Source organism: Micromonospora yasonensis, assembly GCF_026013475.1.
GTDB classification, from domain to species: Bacteria; Actinomycetota; Actinomycetes; order Mycobacteriales; family Micromonosporaceae; genus Micromonospora; species Micromonospora yasonensis.
In genome coordinates, this window is the sequence record NZ_JAPDPH010000040.1 from 1 (window position 1) to 13,243 (window position 13,243).

A 13,243-nucleotide genomic window follows, 5' to 3' on the forward strand; every position below is an offset into this window, starting at 1 on the left:
GCGGGCCGGATCGGTGCCGGCGAACAGCAGCACCCGGTCGGACGCGTCAACGAGCAGCACCCGGGCCGCGCGACGAGGGGTGTAGACGGTCACCGCCCTAGCCTGCCAGACGCGTCCGACAACGCCCACGCCCTCCCCGGTCAGGGATTCGGGATGCCGTCGAACTGCTTGGGGACGGTGAGCCAGGTCGCCCGGTTGACCGGCCAGAAGATCGTGAAGGCCCGGCCGACCACCTGGTCCTCGGGGATGGTGGCCTCGTTGATGTCCTCGCCGGACTGCTGCCAGTGCTCCAGCGAGTCGCCGGAGGCCTCCCGGTGGTCACCCATCACCCAGAGCCGACCCTTCGGCACGGTGATGTCGAAGTCCTGGTCCGCCGGCTTGTTGCCGGGGAAGATGAACGGCTCGTCGATCGGCTTGCCGTTGATGATCAGCCGCTCCTGCGGGCCGCTGCGGTCGCAGCAGACGACGTGGTCGCCCTCGACGCCGATCACCCGCTTGATGAAGTCCTCACCCTCCGGGTTCCCGCTCCACGTGGTGGGCGCCTTGAAGACGATCACCTCGCCGCGGTGCGGCGAGCGGAAGTCGTAGACCAGTTTGTTGACCAGCACCCGATCGTCGATCTTGAGGGTGTTCTCCATGGACGGGGACGGGATGAAGAAGGTCTGCAGCACGAAGGCACGTACCAGCACTGCGACCAGGATCGCCACGCCCAGGAGAATGGGCAGCTCCTTCCAGAAGGAGCTGCGCGGCTTTTCGGTCTGCTCGTCGATCACGGGAGGAGCCTACGTCCCCGGGCGCGACGCAGTCGCCCCGAACGCGCGAGAACGGAAGCCGCGGCCGTGACCGGGAGGATCAGCACGACACCGCCCGCCGGGTCCGGATCGACCGGCACCGGGCTGGCCGGCGCCGCGTCGGACCGCGGCAGGTTCGTGAAGGTCGCCGGCACGGGCAGGGTGGTCCACCGCTGCTGCGGCCACACGATCATGAAGGCCCGGCCGATCACGTTGTCGATCGGCACCGGCCCCTGGCAGCGGGCGTCCTGCGAGACCAGCCGGTGGTCGCCCATCACGAAGATCTGCCCCGCGGGTACGACCACCTCGGTGAACTGCCGGGAGCGGCACTCCTTCGGGTTCGGCGGCAGCGTGTCGGGTGAGTCCTCCGACACGTACGCCGACTCGTCCAGCGGCACGCCGTTGACCACGACCCGGCCGTTGTCGCAGCACCACACGTGATCGCCGGGGACGCCGATGACCCGCTTGATGAAGTCCTTCTCGCCGGGCCGGCTGACCCCGACCAGGTCGCCCAGGGTGCGCCCGATCTTGCCGGCGATGTTGGTCGGTGGCGCCGGGGCCTCCTGGGCCACCCACTTGTCGGTGCCCCGGAAGACCACCACCTCGCCGCGCACCGGGTCACGGACGTCGTAGACGACCTTGTTGACCAGCACCCGGTCGCCGATGAGGAGGGTGTTCTCCATCGACCCGGACGGGATGAAGAAGGCCTGGAGCAGGAAGGTGCGGATGAGCACCGCCAGGCAGAAGGCGACGATCAGGAGCAGCGGCAACTCCTGCCAGAGGGGCATCTGCCGGCGGGTACGCCGGGCCCGCCGGCGCCACGGATCGACGGTGCCGTCCTCGTCAAGCATCTGCACCATGCCACTCTCCGGTCCGCGGAAACGACACTACCGCCCGGGAGCCTCGAGGTGAGGCCCCACGGGCGGCAGTGGACCGCTGTGCCACCGCATCGAGCGACTGCGGCGCGCCGTCCTGCTGCGCCCGTACGACCAGGGTAATGGGATCTGGTCGATACGACATCCGCGCAGTTCGGGCGGCGTGGCGAAGCTGAATTCAGCTCGCCGGCTGCTTCTCGCGCAGCTCCTTGATCTTGGCCTTCTTGCCGCGCAGCTCGCGCAGGTAGTAGAGCTTGGCGCGGCGCACGTCACCGCGGGTCACGACCTCGATCCGGTCGATCGCCGGGCTGTTGAGCGGGTAGGTCCGCTCCACGCCCACGCCGAAGCTGACCTTGCGAACCGAGAAGGTCTCGCGCAGGCCGTCACCCTGGCGGCGGATGACGACGCCCTGGAAGATCTGGACCCGGGACCGGTTGCCCTCGACCACCCGCGCGTGCACCTTGACGGTGTCGCCGGCACGGAAGTCGGGGAGGTCAACGCGCTTCGACTGGGCGTCAAGGGCGTCCAGGATGTTCATCGCTGCGTCCTCGTGAGGCTCACGGCGCATCGTCAGTCGATGCGCGAATGGGTGATTCTGACCCCCGGGTGGTGGCCGGCCGACGCCGACCCCCGGTCAGGGATCCGCGCTGCCGACCCCGGTCGAGGGCCCTCGCAGCCGCCCACGGCGTGGACGGATGCGGCAACCCCTCTACTTTGCCACATCCCCCACCGGCAATTGAAATCCACCCCGCTCCAGCGCTGCCCGGTCCTTCTTGTCCAGGTTCTCCGGCGGCAGCGCGGCGATCATGTCGGGGCGGCGGGCCGCCGTACGCAGCAGCGACTCGTCGCGCCGCCAGCGGGCGATCTTCCCGTGGTCGCCGGAGCGGAGCACCTCCGGCACCTCGTGCCCGCGCCAGTTCGCCGGCTTGGTGTACATGGGCGCTTCCAGCAGCCCGTGGGCGTGCGACTCCTCGTCCAGCGAGCCGGCGTTGCCGAGCACCCCGGGCAGCAGCCGGGTGACCGCCTCGAGGATCACCAGCACCGCCACCTCGCCGCCGAAGAGCACGTAGTCGCCGAGGGAGACCTCGGTCACCCGCATTCGGGTCGCCGCGTCGTCGAACACGCGCTGGTCGATGCCCTCGTACCGGCCGCAGGCGAAGAGCAGGTGCGACTCGGCGGCCAGTTCGTGCGCCATGGCCTGGGTGAACCGGGCGCCGACCGGGGAGGGCACCAGCAGTCGGGGCGGGGGCGCCTCCGCCGGCGCCAGGGCGTCCAGGGCCTCGCCCCACGGCTCCGGCCGCATCACCATGCCGGGTCCGCCGCCGTAGGGCGTGTCGTCGACCGTGCGGTGCACGTCGTGGGTCCAGGCCCGCAGATCGTGTACGGCCAGCCGCAGCGTGCCGTTGGCGCGGGCCCTGCCGATCAGCGACAGGTCCAGCGGGGCGAAGTACTCGGGGAAGATCGACACGATGTCGACGCGCATACCGGTGGCTCCAGCTACAGGTCGAGCAGGCCGCCGGGCGGGTCGACGACGACCCGGCCGCCGGCGAGATCCACCTCGGGCACGATCGCCTTGACGAACGGGATCAGCGCGGTACGCCCCTCGGGGCGCCGCAGCACCAGCAGGTCGGACGCGGGCGCGTGGTCGATCCGGGCCACCTCGCCGAGCCGCTCGCCGGCCGGGGTGACCACGGCGAGCCCGACCAACTGGTGGTCGTGGAACTCCTCCGGGTCCTCCGGGGCCGCGACGTCGGCGCTGTCCACGCCGATCAGGGTGCCGCGCAGCGCCTCGGCGACGTCGCGGTCCAGCACGCCCTCGAAGGCGACCAGCAGTCGCCCCTGGTGGAAGCGCGCCGACTCGACGGTCAGCTCCTCCGGCACGCGGTAGGCGCCGGGCTCCGCGGGCGCGACCGCACCCGGTTCGGTGCGCAGCACCGAACCGGGTGCGAAACGTGCTTCGGGCTCATCGGTCCGCACCTCCACGGTGACCTCACCGCGGATACCGTGCGGCTTACCGATCCGGCCGACGATGAGAAGCATCAGTACGAGTCGACGATGTCGACGCGCACCCCGCGCCCACCGATGGAGCCGATCACCTGGCGCAGCGCCTTGGCGGTCCGGCCGGACCGCCCGATCACCGTGCCGAGATCCTCCGGGTGCACGCGGACCTCGAGCCGCTTGCCCCGGCGGGAGTCGACCATCCGCACCCGGACGTCGTCCGGGTGGTCGACGATCCCCTTGACCAGGTGCTCCAGGGCGGGACGCAGCGCCATGTCAGGCCTGCTCGCCGGACTCGGCACCGGTCTGCTCCTCGGCCTTCGGCGCCTCGGCGGCCGGGGCCTGGGCCTTGGCGGCCTTCTTGGCCGGAGCCGGGGTCTCCGCCAGGCCAGCGGCGGCCTTCGCCTCGGCCTCGTACGCCGCCTTGCGGTCGGCCCGCTCCGGGGCGACCTTCAGCGGGGCCGGGGCCGGCAGGCCCTTGAACTTCTGCCAGTCACCGGTCAGCTCCAGCAGACGCTGCACGGCCTCGCTCGGCTGGGCGCCGACGGACAGCCAGTACTGCACCCGCTCCGACTTGACCTCGATCACCGAAGGGTCCTCCTTCGGCTGGTACACACCGACGAACTCGATCGCGCGACCGTCACGCTTGGTGCGCGAGTCGGCGACGACGATGCGGTACTGCGGGTTGCGGATCTTGCCCATCCGCAGGAGCCGGATCTTTACGGCCACAGTTGTTTCGCTCCTGTTGCGATCTCACCGGCCCGGTACGGGCGGTGTGCGGGTGAGCGCCGACCGGCACAGTGGGGTTGGGCCGGAGACTGCTCGGTGGACTGGCGACGTGCCCGGGTTAGAGGGCGCCGGACGCGCGCCGGATACCAGCGACCCATTCTGCCAGATCCGGCCCGGATCTCTCGCACCGGACCCGGACAGCTCACCCGGGTCGGGCCCGACGTGACGTACCACACGCGTCAGCGGGCTGGCGGTCGATCCCAGCCGGGCGGCAGTTCGTCCGGTACGCCCCAGTCGGCCGGCGGGGTGAAGTCGCACCAGGTGCCGTCGAAGGGGAACCGGCCGGCCTCGGCGATCCGGATCACCCGCTCCCCCTCGGCGCGGACCGCCTTCTCGTCGGGCACCCAGTAGTGGTCCGGAAAGGCGAGGCGCTCGGCGAACTCCTCCTCGTCCTTCCACTCCCAGCTCAGGTCCGGGTGCACCAGCACGTCTAGGTCCTGGTCCACCACGTCGACCCCGGCGGCCGCGCCGTCGTCCCAGCGGACGCCGGGCTCCTCCAGGTTGACGTACCAGTTCTTGAACCGGCCCCGGTCGTCCCGGAACCACCAGACCGAGTGGGCGGCGCCGGTGGGCAGGAACTTCAGCACCGGCGGCCCGTGCCAGCGGCCCTGGGCCAGCCGGTACGACGAGGTGATCCACTCGGTGAACGGCATGGCCCGCATGCCCAGCCCCGCCTCGGTCACCTCGTTCGCCACCGGCGCGCCCCGGGCGACCCAGAGCAGCAGCCCCCGGTCGTCGTCGCGTACCACGCGGGCCGACCGGACCCAACCGATCCGGCCGTGCCGCACGTTGCGGTGCATGATCAGCCGGCCTGGCTCGAACCGCACGTCACCCCCAGGCTGTTAACAGGGGGCCCCTCCTCTACCGCAGGCGTTAAGAAGGGGCCCTTCCTTGCACTTCAGTAGGCGCGGGCGAGGATGGCGACCAGGTCCGGCTCGTCCTCGGCGTCCGGCACCGAGCCGTCGGCCCGGAGCAGGCACCGGACGGTGACGCCCTGGGCGTTCGCCTCGGCCTCGCCGGGCACGCCGACCGCCGACCACGGCACCTTGGCCCAGCCGGTGGCGGCCGCCTCGATGGCCTCGGCCAGCGTGCCGACCTCGACCGTGCGGGACTGCCGGAACGCGAGGGCCTGGTCGTGCAGCGCCTGCTGGTCCGCCTCTAGCGCGGCGAGCACCGCGCCCACCACGTCGGCCACCGGGGTGACGGCCTTCGAGCCGTCCGTACGCCGGACCACGACCGCGTTGCCGGCAGCCAGGTCACGGGGGCCGACCTCGACGCGGACCGGGTAGCCGCGCAGCTCGGCGTCGACGGCGCGGCGGCCGAACGCGGTGTCGGTCCGGTCGTCCAACGCCACCCGGACGCCGGCGTCGCGCAGCGCGTCGCGCAGCTTGGCCGCCGCCTCGCCGACCCCCTCGCCGTCCTTGACGATCATCACGTACGCCTGGACCGGCGCCAGCTTCGGCGGCACCCGCAGCCCGTTGTCGTCGCCGTGACACATGATCAGCCCGCCGAGCATCCGGGTCGAGGTGCCCCAGGAGGTGGTCCAGGCGTGCTCCCGGCCGCCCTCCGCCGAGGAGAAGCTGATGTCGAACGCCTTGGCGAAGTTCTGGCCCAGCTCGTGGCTGGTGCCCATCTGCAGCGCCTTGCCGTCACCCATCATGCCTTCGCAGGTGTACGTGGCGGTGGCCCCGGCGAAGCGCTCCCGGGCGGTCTTCAGGCCGACCACCACCGGGATGCCGAGCACGTTGACCATCAGGTCCTCGTACGCCTCGTGCAGGATCCGCCGGGCGTAGGCGCGGGCGTCCTCCCGAGTGGCGTGCGCGGTGTGCCCCTCCTGCCAGAGGAACTCGCTGGTCCGCAGGAAGATCCGGGGGCGCAGCTCCCAGCGGACCACGTTCGCCCACTGGTTGAGCAGCAGCGGCAGATCCCGGTACGAGTCGACCCACTTGGCCATGAACTCGCCGATCACCGTCTCGCTGGTGGGGCGCACCACCACCGGCTCGGCGAGCTGCTTGCCGCCACCGTGGGTGACCACCGCCAGCTCCGGCGAGAAGCCCTCGACGTGCTGGGCCTCACGCTTGAGGTAGCTCTCCGGGATGAACAGCGGGAAGTACGCGTTCTCCGCGCCGGCCGCCTTGATCCGGGCGTCCATCTCGGCCTGCATCCGCTCCCAGATGGCGTAGCCGGCCGGTCGGATGACCATGGTGCCCCGCACCGGGCCGTTGTCGGCCAGCTTGGCCTTGGCGATCAGGTCCTGGTACCAGCGGGGAAAGTCCTCCGCACGGGGAGTGAGCACGCGTGCCATGACCGCACATCCTATGCGCCGCCCGGGCCCCCGCTGCGCTCGGGCGGCTACCCCGGGTCGTGTCGAGCCGCGCGAGTCAGCGCAGGACGCGACCGCGCAGGACGATGCGGGACGGGGTACGGACCACGCGCAGGTCGCGGCGCGGGTCCTCGGGGTAGACCACGAGATCGGCGAGGCCGCCCTCGACCAGGCCGGGGAAGCCCAGCCACTCCCGGGCCCGCCAGGAGGCGGCGGCGAGCACGTCCTCGGCGGACATGCCGGCCCGCTCGTGCAGCAGCAGCATCTCCTCGGCGGCGAGCCCGTGGTCGATCCCCCCGCCCGCGTCGGTGCCGACGTAGATCGGCACCCCGGCCTCGTGCGCGGCCCGGACCACCTCGGGGAAGCGGTCGCGGAGGGCCAGCATGTGGTCGGCGTACCCGGGGAACTTGGCGCGGGCCTGGTCGGCGATGCCGCCGAAGGTCTGGATGTTGATCATCGTGGGCACCAGGGCGGTGCCCTGCCGGGCCATCAGGTCGATCAGGTCGAGACTGAGCCCGGTGCCGTGCTCGACCGAGTCCACCCCGGCCCGCACCATGATCTCCACCGCGGACTCGCTGAAGGTGTGCACGGCGGCGCGTACCCCGGCGGCGTGCGCGGCGGCGACGGCGGCCGTCATGGTCTCGGCGTCCCAGGCCGGCGCCAGGTCGCCCACGCCCCGGTCGATCCAGTCGCCGACCAGCTTGACCCAGCCGTTGCCGGCGGCGGCCTGCGCGGCCACCGTGGCGGCCACCTCCGCCGCGCCGACCTCCACCCCGATGTCCCGCAGGTAGCGCTTGGGCGGGGCGACGTGCCGGCCGGCTCGGGCCAGTCGCGGCAGCTCCGGGTCGTCGTCGAGCTCCGGGTACGGGTACGGCGAGCCGGCGTCCCGGATGGCGAGCACCCCGGCGTCCCGGTCAGTACGGGCCAGCTCCCGGGCCTGGTCGAGCGAGGTGATCGGGTCCCCGCCCCGGGCGATGCCGATGTGACAGTGGGCGTCGGTCAGGCCGGGCAGCACGAAGCCGCCGTCGGCCACCGTCTCCGCCCCGGGCACCGGTTCGAAGGTGACCCGGTCGTCGACCAGCCAGATGTCCCGGACCTCGTCGTCCGGCAGGAGCACACCGCGCACATGCAGAGCCATGTGCACAGTCCTACCGGATCGCCGGCGCGGGCACGGAACCGGCCGGACGTGGTCAGCGCGGACCCTTGTCCCCACCCTTGCCGAGCTTGTTGAAGTCGATCTTCGGGAGCTTGAAGCCCGGCGGCAGACCCTGGCCGCCGGCCAGGTCGCCCGGGTCCAGACCCGGCGGGAGCTGCGGCATGCCGCCCGGGAAGCCGCCCGGCACACCGGCGCCGGTACGCGGCCGGCCGCCGCCCTTGGTGCCCTTGCGCTTGTTCTTCGGCGACTTGGTCGCCTTGCGCCGGCCCGCCCCCGGCAGGCCCATCATGCCGCCCATCTGCTTCATCATCTTCTGCGCGTCGGCAAAGCGGTTGAGCAGCTGGTTGACGTCCATGACGGTGACGCCGGAGCCGTTGGCGATGCGGGCCCGCCGGGACCCGTTGATGATCTTCGGGTTGGTGCGCTCGGTCGGGGTCATCGACCGGATGATCGCGGTGACCCGGTCGAAGTGCTTGTCGTCCAGCTCGGCGAGCTGGTCCTTCATCTGCCCCATGCCGGGCATCATGGCCAGTACGTTGGCGATCGGACCCATCCGCCGGACCGCGATGAGCTGATCGAGGAAGTCCTCCAGGGTGAAGGTCTCGCCGCCCATCAGCTTGGCGGTCATCTTCTCCTTCTGATCGGCGTCGAAGGCCGCCTCGGCCTGCTCGATCAGCGTGAGGACGTCGCCCATGCCGAGAATCCGGCTGGCCATCCGGTCGGGGTGGAAGACGTCGAAGTCCTCCAGCTTCTCGCCGGTGGAGGCGAAGAGGATCGGCTGCCCGGTGACCTCGCGGACCGACAGCGCGGCGCCACCGCGGGCGTCGCCGTCGAGCTTGGAGAGGACCACGCCGGTGATGCCCACGCCGTCGCGGAACGCCTCGGCGGTGCGGACCGCGTCCTGACCGACCATCGCGTCGATGACGAAGATGACCTCGTCGGGCTGGACCGCGTCGCGGATGTCCGCGGCCTGCTGCATCATCTCGGCGTCGATACCGAGGCGGCCGGCGGTGTCGACGATGACGATGTCGCGGGCGGCCCGCCGGGCGTGCTCGATCGAGTCGCGAGCCACCTGCACCGGGTCGCCGACGCCGTTGCCGGGGGCCGGGGCGTACACCTCGACGCCGGCCCGGCCACCGAGCACCTGGAGCTGCCCGACGGCGTTGGGGCGCTGCAGGTCGGCGGCGACCAGCAGCGGCTGGTGCCCCTGGGCCTTGAGCCAGCGGGCCAGCTTGCCGGCGAGGGTGGTCTTACCGGAACCCTGGAGACCGGCCAGCATGATCACGGTGGGCGGGTGCTTGGCGAACTGGAGCCGCCGCCCCTCGCCACCGAGGATGTTGATCAGCTCCTCGTTGACGATCTTGACGATCTGCTGGGCCGGGTTCAGCGCCTGGGAGACCTCGGCGCTCCGGGCCCGCTCCTTGACGCTCGCGATGAAGCCCTTGACCACCGGCAGGGCGACGTCGGCCTCCAGCAGCGCCATGCGGATCTCGCGCGCGGTGGCGTCGATGTCGGCGTCGGTGAGCCGGCCCTTGCCGCGGAGCTTGGTGAAGATCCCGGAGAGGCGGTCACTCAAGGTGTCAAACACACGAACATCCCGTTTGTCGTTTTCGGCGGGCACAGGGCGGCCGGGCATGTTGTCCAGCCATGGCTAGGGTAGCCCGCCGCCGACACCCGCGCTCCCGGCCGGCCGCGCCCCGCGCCCCGCGCCGAGGGGTGCCGGGCCGCGCCTCAGGAGACCACCAGCCCCGACTGGTACGCGAAGACGACGAGTTGCGCGCGGTCGCGGGCGCCGAGCTTGACCATGGCCCGGCTCACGTGGGTACGCGCGGTGGCCGGGCTCACCACCAGCCGCTCGGCGATCTCGGCGTTGCTCAGCCCCTCGCCGACCAGCCCGACCACCTCCCGCTCCCGATCGGTGAGGGTGCCGAGCCGGGGATGCGGCCGGGGCACCCGGGCCGGCCGGGTGGCGAACTCCCGGACCACCCGCCGGGTCACCGACGGCGACAGCAGCGCCTCCCCCTCGGCGACCAGCCGGATCGCCCGGAGCAGTTCGGCGGGGCGGGTGTCCTTGGTCAGGAACCCGCTGGCGCCGTGCCGCAGCGCGTCGAAGACGTACTCGTCCAGTTCGAAGGTGGTCAGCACGACCACCCGAGTGGCGCCGAGCTCCGGGTCGGCGACGATCCGCCGGGTCGCCTCGATGCCGTCCACGCCGGGCATCCGGACGTCCATCAGCACCACGTCGGGGCGCTCCCGGCGGGCCAGCTCGACGGCGCGCAGCCCGTCGGCCGCCTCGCCCACCACCGCGAGGTCGTCCTCGCTCTCCACCAGGGCACGCAGCCCGATCCGGACCAGGTCCTGGTCGTCCGCGAGCAGCACCCTGATCATCAGACCTCCTCCACCGGCAGTGTGGCGTACACCCGGAAACCGCCGCCCGGGGCGGGGCCGGCGGCGAACGTCCCGCCCAGCGCGGTGACCCGCTCCCGCATGCCGGCGAGGCCGAAGCCGCCGGTCCGGGCGGGTGCGGCGGCGGCCCCGCGACCGGTGTCGGTGACCTCAACGGCGATCTCGGCGGGCGCGTAGCGGACCCGGACGGTGGCGGTGGCCGGGCCGGCGTGACGCAACACGTTGGTCAGCGACTCCTGCACCACCCGGTACGCGGCCAGGTCCACCGCGACCGGCAACGTGCGGGGTTCCCCGTCGACCTCGACGGTCACCGGCACCCCCGCCCCGGCGAGCCGCTCGCGCAGCTGCGGCAGCTGGCCCAGCCCCGGGGCCGGCGCCCGCTCGTCGACCGCCCCGTCCCGCCGGACGACGGTGAGGGTGACCCGCAGCTCGTCCAGCGCCTCCTTGCTGGTACGGCTGATCGCGGTCAACGCCGCCTCGGCCTGCTCCGGCCGCTTGCCGAGCAGGTGCAGCGCGATCTCCGCCTGCATGTGGATGGCGGCGAGGCCGTGCCCAACCACGTCGTGCACCTCCTGGGCCACCCGCAACCGCTCGGCGTCGGCCAGCCGGCGGGCCTCGTCCACCCGGTCGCGGGCGCTGCTCTCCCGGACCAGCCGCACCGTGGTCCCCACCGCGAACGGCACCACCACCCACGCGGCGGCGGGCATCAGGCCGAGCAGGCCGGGCGACCGGGTGCCCACGAAGACGTGGACGAGCAGCACGGCCAGGGCGAGGCCGCCGGCGACGGCGGCGGTCCGCAGCGGCCGGTACGCGGCCACCGTGTAGACCGCGACGAGGAACGAGAGCAGGATCGGCCCGTACGGGTAGCCGAGCACCAGGTACGCCGTGGTCACCACGGTGACCACCGCCAGGGTGACCAGTGGCCATCGCCGGCGTACGGCGAGGACGAGCGCGGCCACCGCGACCAGGGGGTAGGTGGCCCGGCCGGTGGGCATCCCCTGGTTGAGGCCGGCCGGCCCGGTGCCGAGCAGCCCGATCGCGAGCAGGGCCAGGGCGACGAGCGCGTCGAAGAGCCCGTCGCCCCAGCCGCTTCGGTTCCGGTTCACCCGTCCCTCCCCGCCGGCCTCAGCCGATGTCCCGCCGCCGCAGCAGCACCCCGCCGACCGCTGCGAACGCGACCAGGTACGCCGCCACGATGACCGCCGCCTGCCCGCCGCCGACGGTCGCCGCGACCCCGGGGGTGTCCCCGGGCGCGCCGAGCGCGGCGGCCAGCGACCCGGCGTTCGGGCCGGGCAGTCCCTTCTGCGCCTGCGCCACCCAGTCGAGCAGCGGTGCGGCGATCGCGGCGAGCAGGTTCTGCACCGCGAGCATCCACACCAGGCCCAGCCCGACGGGCAGGGCCACCGCGCGCAGGGCGACGGCGAGCACGGCTCCGAGCATCGCCCACATCGTGGCGATGAGCCACCCCGCCCCGATACCGGTCAGCAGGTCACCCAGCCCGGGCCAGTGCACCGGCTGGGACTCGGCGACCGCGATCAGCACGCTGGCCACCGCCCCGACCGCGAACACGGCGAGCACCACGGCCAGCGCGGCGGCGGCCAGGGCGAGCAGCTTGCCGGCGTACACCTCCAGGCGCGACGGCCCCTGGGTGAGCACGGTCTTCCAGGTGGCCCAGCCGTACTCGCCACCGACGGTGAGCACGCCGAGGATCAGCACGATCGCCCCGAGGAAGACCGGCAGCCCGCCGAGCGAGTTCCCGACCAGGTGGTCGGGGAGGAGCATGGGCAGCGTCCGGTCGGTGTTCGGGCCGTCGGTGCCGCCGGCGATGCTGGCGTACGGGAACAGGTAGGTGAAGATCAGCGCGAGGGCCAGCGTGATGGCCAGCAGCAGCCAGCTGGCCGGTCGCCGGACCAGCTTGACGAGTTCGGCGTGCAAGCTACGCGACATCGGCCGTTCCCTTCTCGATAAGGTCGAAGAAGACCTGTTCCAGGTCCCGTTCCCGGGGCCGCAGCTCGCGGACGGCGAGCCCGGCGCCGACCAGCTCGGTGTTGAGCCAGGCGGCCCGGTCGGGCGCCAGCGCGAGCTCCAGCCCGCCGTCAACCACGCGGACCCGCTCCGCGCCAACCAGCGCCCGGGTCCGGGCGACGGCCTCGTCCAGCGGGTCGGCGAGCACCCGCAGCCCGGCCGTGCCGCGCAGCTCGGCGACCGTCCCCTCGGCGATCAGCCGCCCGCCGGAGATCACGCCGACCCGGTCGCAGATCTGCTCGACCTCGCCGAGCAGGTGGCTGGAGACCAGCACCGTGCACCCGGCCGCGCCGAGCCGGCGGATCAGCGTGCGCATGTCCGCCATGCCGGCCGGGTCGAGGCCGTTGGTCGGTTCGTCCAGGATCAGCAGGCGCGGGTCCTTCAGCAGGGCGCCGGCCACGCCGAGCCGCTGCTTCATGCCCAACGAGTAGCCGGCGTACCGGTCGCCGGCCCGGTCGGTGAGGTCGACCAGGTCGAGCACGAGCGCCACCCGGTCGGCGCCGACTCCGGCGTAGCGGGCCAGCACCCGCAGGTTGTCCCGCCCGGAGAGGTACGGGTAGAAGGCCGGCCCCTCGATCAACGCGCCGACGCCGGTGAGCCGGCCGGCGCCGGGCGGTCGGCCGAGCAGCCGTACCGTGCCGGCGGTGGGTCGGACGAGCCCGAGCAGCATGCGCAGGGTGGTGGTCTTCCCGGCGCCGTTGGGGCCGAGGAAGCCGTACACCTCCCCGGCTCGGACCGTCAGGTTGAGGTCCTGCACGGCGGTCAGGCCGCCGTACCGTTTGGTGAGCCCTTCGGTCTGCACTGGCAGGTTCATGCCCCGAGAGTGCCGCCGCGCGGTCCCCGGCACGTCGCCCCGGCGGCGGCTCTGCGGCTACGTCCC

The 13,243-nt window shown here is 72.7% G+C and carries 15 protein-coding genes; all 15 read right to left on the reverse strand.

The genetic code is table 11. From position 1 onward, the window contains the following. Positions 1–140: 140 nt before the first annotated feature. The 15 genes from lepB (ONA70_RS11375) to ONA70_RS11445 all read right to left on the reverse strand — a co-directional run bounded on the left by lepB (ONA70_RS11375) (position 141) and on the right by ONA70_RS11445 (position 13,177). Positions 141–773, reverse strand: coding sequence for a signal peptidase I (gene lepB, locus ONA70_RS11375; protein ID WP_265006350.1), 633 nt, complete (start codon positions 771–773; stop codon positions 141–143). Next, on the reverse strand, positions 770–1,651 hold the full coding sequence (gene lepB / locus ONA70_RS11380) for a signal peptidase I (protein ID WP_265006351.1): 882 nt from the start codon (positions 1,649–1,651) through the stop codon (positions 770–772). The genes lepB (ONA70_RS11375) and lepB (ONA70_RS11380) overlap by 4 nt, the downstream gene beginning before the upstream one ends. A 193-nt stretch (positions 1,652–1,844) precedes the next feature. Beyond that, on the reverse strand, positions 1,845–2,204 hold the full coding sequence (gene rplS, locus ONA70_RS11385; RefSeq protein ID WP_132265126.1) for a 50S ribosomal protein L19: 360 nt from the start codon (positions 2,202–2,204) through the stop codon (positions 1,845–1,847). 171 nt (positions 2,205–2,375) lie between these two features. Then, complete coding sequence (gene trmD / locus ONA70_RS11390; protein ID WP_265006352.1) at positions 2,376–3,149, reverse strand: tRNA (guanosine(37)-N1)-methyltransferase TrmD; 774 nt, start codon at positions 3,147–3,149, stop codon at positions 2,376–2,378. Positions 3,150–3,163: 14 nt separating this feature from the next. Beyond that, a complete protein-coding gene (gene rimM, locus ONA70_RS11395; RefSeq protein WP_265006353.1) occupies positions 3,164–3,706 on the reverse strand; it encodes a ribosome maturation factor RimM in 543 nt (180 codons plus the stop codon). Further along, entirely contained in the window at positions 3,706–3,966 is a 261-nt protein-coding gene (locus ONA70_RS11400) for an RNA-binding protein (RefSeq protein ID WP_030500803.1), read from the reverse strand. Before ONA70_RS11400 ends, rimM begins: the two co-directional genes overlap by 1 nt. Continuing rightward, a complete protein-coding gene (rpsP, locus tag ONA70_RS11405; RefSeq protein ID WP_265006354.1) occupies positions 3,941–4,393 on the reverse strand; it encodes a 30S ribosomal protein S16 in 453 nt (150 codons plus the stop codon). The genes ONA70_RS11400 and rpsP overlap by 26 nt, the downstream gene beginning before the upstream one ends. Positions 4,394–4,632: 239 nt before the next feature. Then, positions 4,633–5,280, reverse strand: a complete 648-nt coding sequence (locus ONA70_RS11410; RefSeq protein WP_265006355.1) for a DUF402 domain-containing protein — start codon at positions 5,278–5,280, stop codon at positions 4,633–4,635. Positions 5,281–5,351: 71 nt separating this feature from the next. Beyond that, positions 5,352–6,758 (reverse strand): proline--tRNA ligase, encoded by a 1,407-nt coding sequence (proS, locus tag ONA70_RS11415; RefSeq protein WP_265006356.1) that lies wholly within the window; start codon positions 6,756–6,758, stop codon positions 5,352–5,354. A gap of 76 nt (positions 6,759–6,834) precedes the next feature. Further along, positions 6,835–7,914 (reverse strand): amidohydrolase family protein, encoded by a 1,080-nt coding sequence (locus ONA70_RS11420; RefSeq protein WP_265006357.1) that lies wholly within the window; start codon positions 7,912–7,914, stop codon positions 6,835–6,837. Positions 7,915–7,966: 52 nt separating this feature from the next. Next, the gene (gene ffh, locus ONA70_RS11425; RefSeq protein WP_265006358.1) at positions 7,967–9,520 is read right to left on the reverse strand and encodes a signal recognition particle protein; all 1,554 of its coding nucleotides are present in this window, start codon (positions 9,518–9,520) and stop codon (positions 7,967–7,969) included. 143 nt (positions 9,521–9,663) lie between these two features. After that, positions 9,664–10,320: a response regulator transcription factor gene (locus ONA70_RS11430; protein WP_265006359.1), complete on the reverse strand. Its 657-nt coding sequence runs from the start codon at positions 10,318–10,320 to the stop codon at positions 9,664–9,666. After that, positions 10,320–11,444: a sensor histidine kinase gene (locus ONA70_RS11435; protein ID WP_265006360.1), complete on the reverse strand. Its 1,125-nt coding sequence runs from the start codon at positions 11,442–11,444 to the stop codon at positions 10,320–10,322. The genes ONA70_RS11430 and ONA70_RS11435 overlap by 1 nt, the downstream gene beginning before the upstream one ends. A 19-nt stretch (positions 11,445–11,463) precedes the next feature. Continuing rightward, positions 11,464–12,285 (reverse strand): ABC transporter permease, encoded by an 822-nt coding sequence (locus tag ONA70_RS11440; protein ID WP_265006361.1) that lies wholly within the window; start codon positions 12,283–12,285, stop codon positions 11,464–11,466. Continuing rightward, positions 12,275–13,177 carry an ABC transporter ATP-binding protein gene (locus ONA70_RS11445; RefSeq protein ID WP_265006362.1) on the reverse strand — a complete coding sequence of 301 codons (903 nt, stop codon included), beginning with the start codon at positions 13,175–13,177 and terminating at the stop codon, positions 12,275–12,277. The genes ONA70_RS11440 and ONA70_RS11445 overlap by 11 nt, the downstream gene beginning before the upstream one ends. Positions 13,178–13,243 lie beyond the last annotated feature (66 nt).

Bases quoted from the DNA above. Each gene is read 5' to 3' on its own strand.
- lepB (WP_265006351.1), bottom strand. From the start codon at position 1,651: ATGGTGCAGATGCTTGACGAGGACGGCACCGTCGATCCGTGGCGCCGG.
- rplS (WP_132265126.1), bottom strand. From the start codon at position 2,204: ATGAACATCCTGGACGCCCTTGACGCCCAGTCGAAGCGCGTTGACCTC.
- trmD (WP_265006352.1), bottom strand. From the start codon at position 3,149: ATGCGCGTCGACATCGTGTCGATCTTCCCCGAGTACTTCGCCCCGCTG.
- rimM (WP_265006353.1), bottom strand. From the start codon at position 3,706: ATGCTTCTCATCGTCGGCCGGATCGGTAAGCCGCACGGTATCCGCGGT.
- proS (WP_265006356.1), bottom strand. From the start codon at position 6,758: ATGGCACGCGTGCTCACTCCCCGTGCGGAGGACTTTCCCCGCTGGTAC.
- ONA70_RS11420 (WP_265006357.1), bottom strand. From the start codon at position 7,914: ATGGCTCTGCATGTGCGCGGTGTGCTCCTGCCGGACGACGAGGTCCGG.
- ONA70_RS11430 (WP_265006359.1), bottom strand. From the start codon at position 10,320: ATGATCAGGGTGCTGCTCGCGGACGACCAGGACCTGGTCCGGATCGGG.
- ONA70_RS11440 (WP_265006361.1), bottom strand. From the start codon at position 12,285: ATGTCGCGTAGCTTGCACGCCGAACTCGTCAAGCTGGTCCGGCGACCG.
- ONA70_RS11445 (WP_265006362.1), bottom strand. From the start codon at position 13,177: ATGAACCTGCCAGTGCAGACCGAAGGGCTCACCAAACGGTACGGCGGC.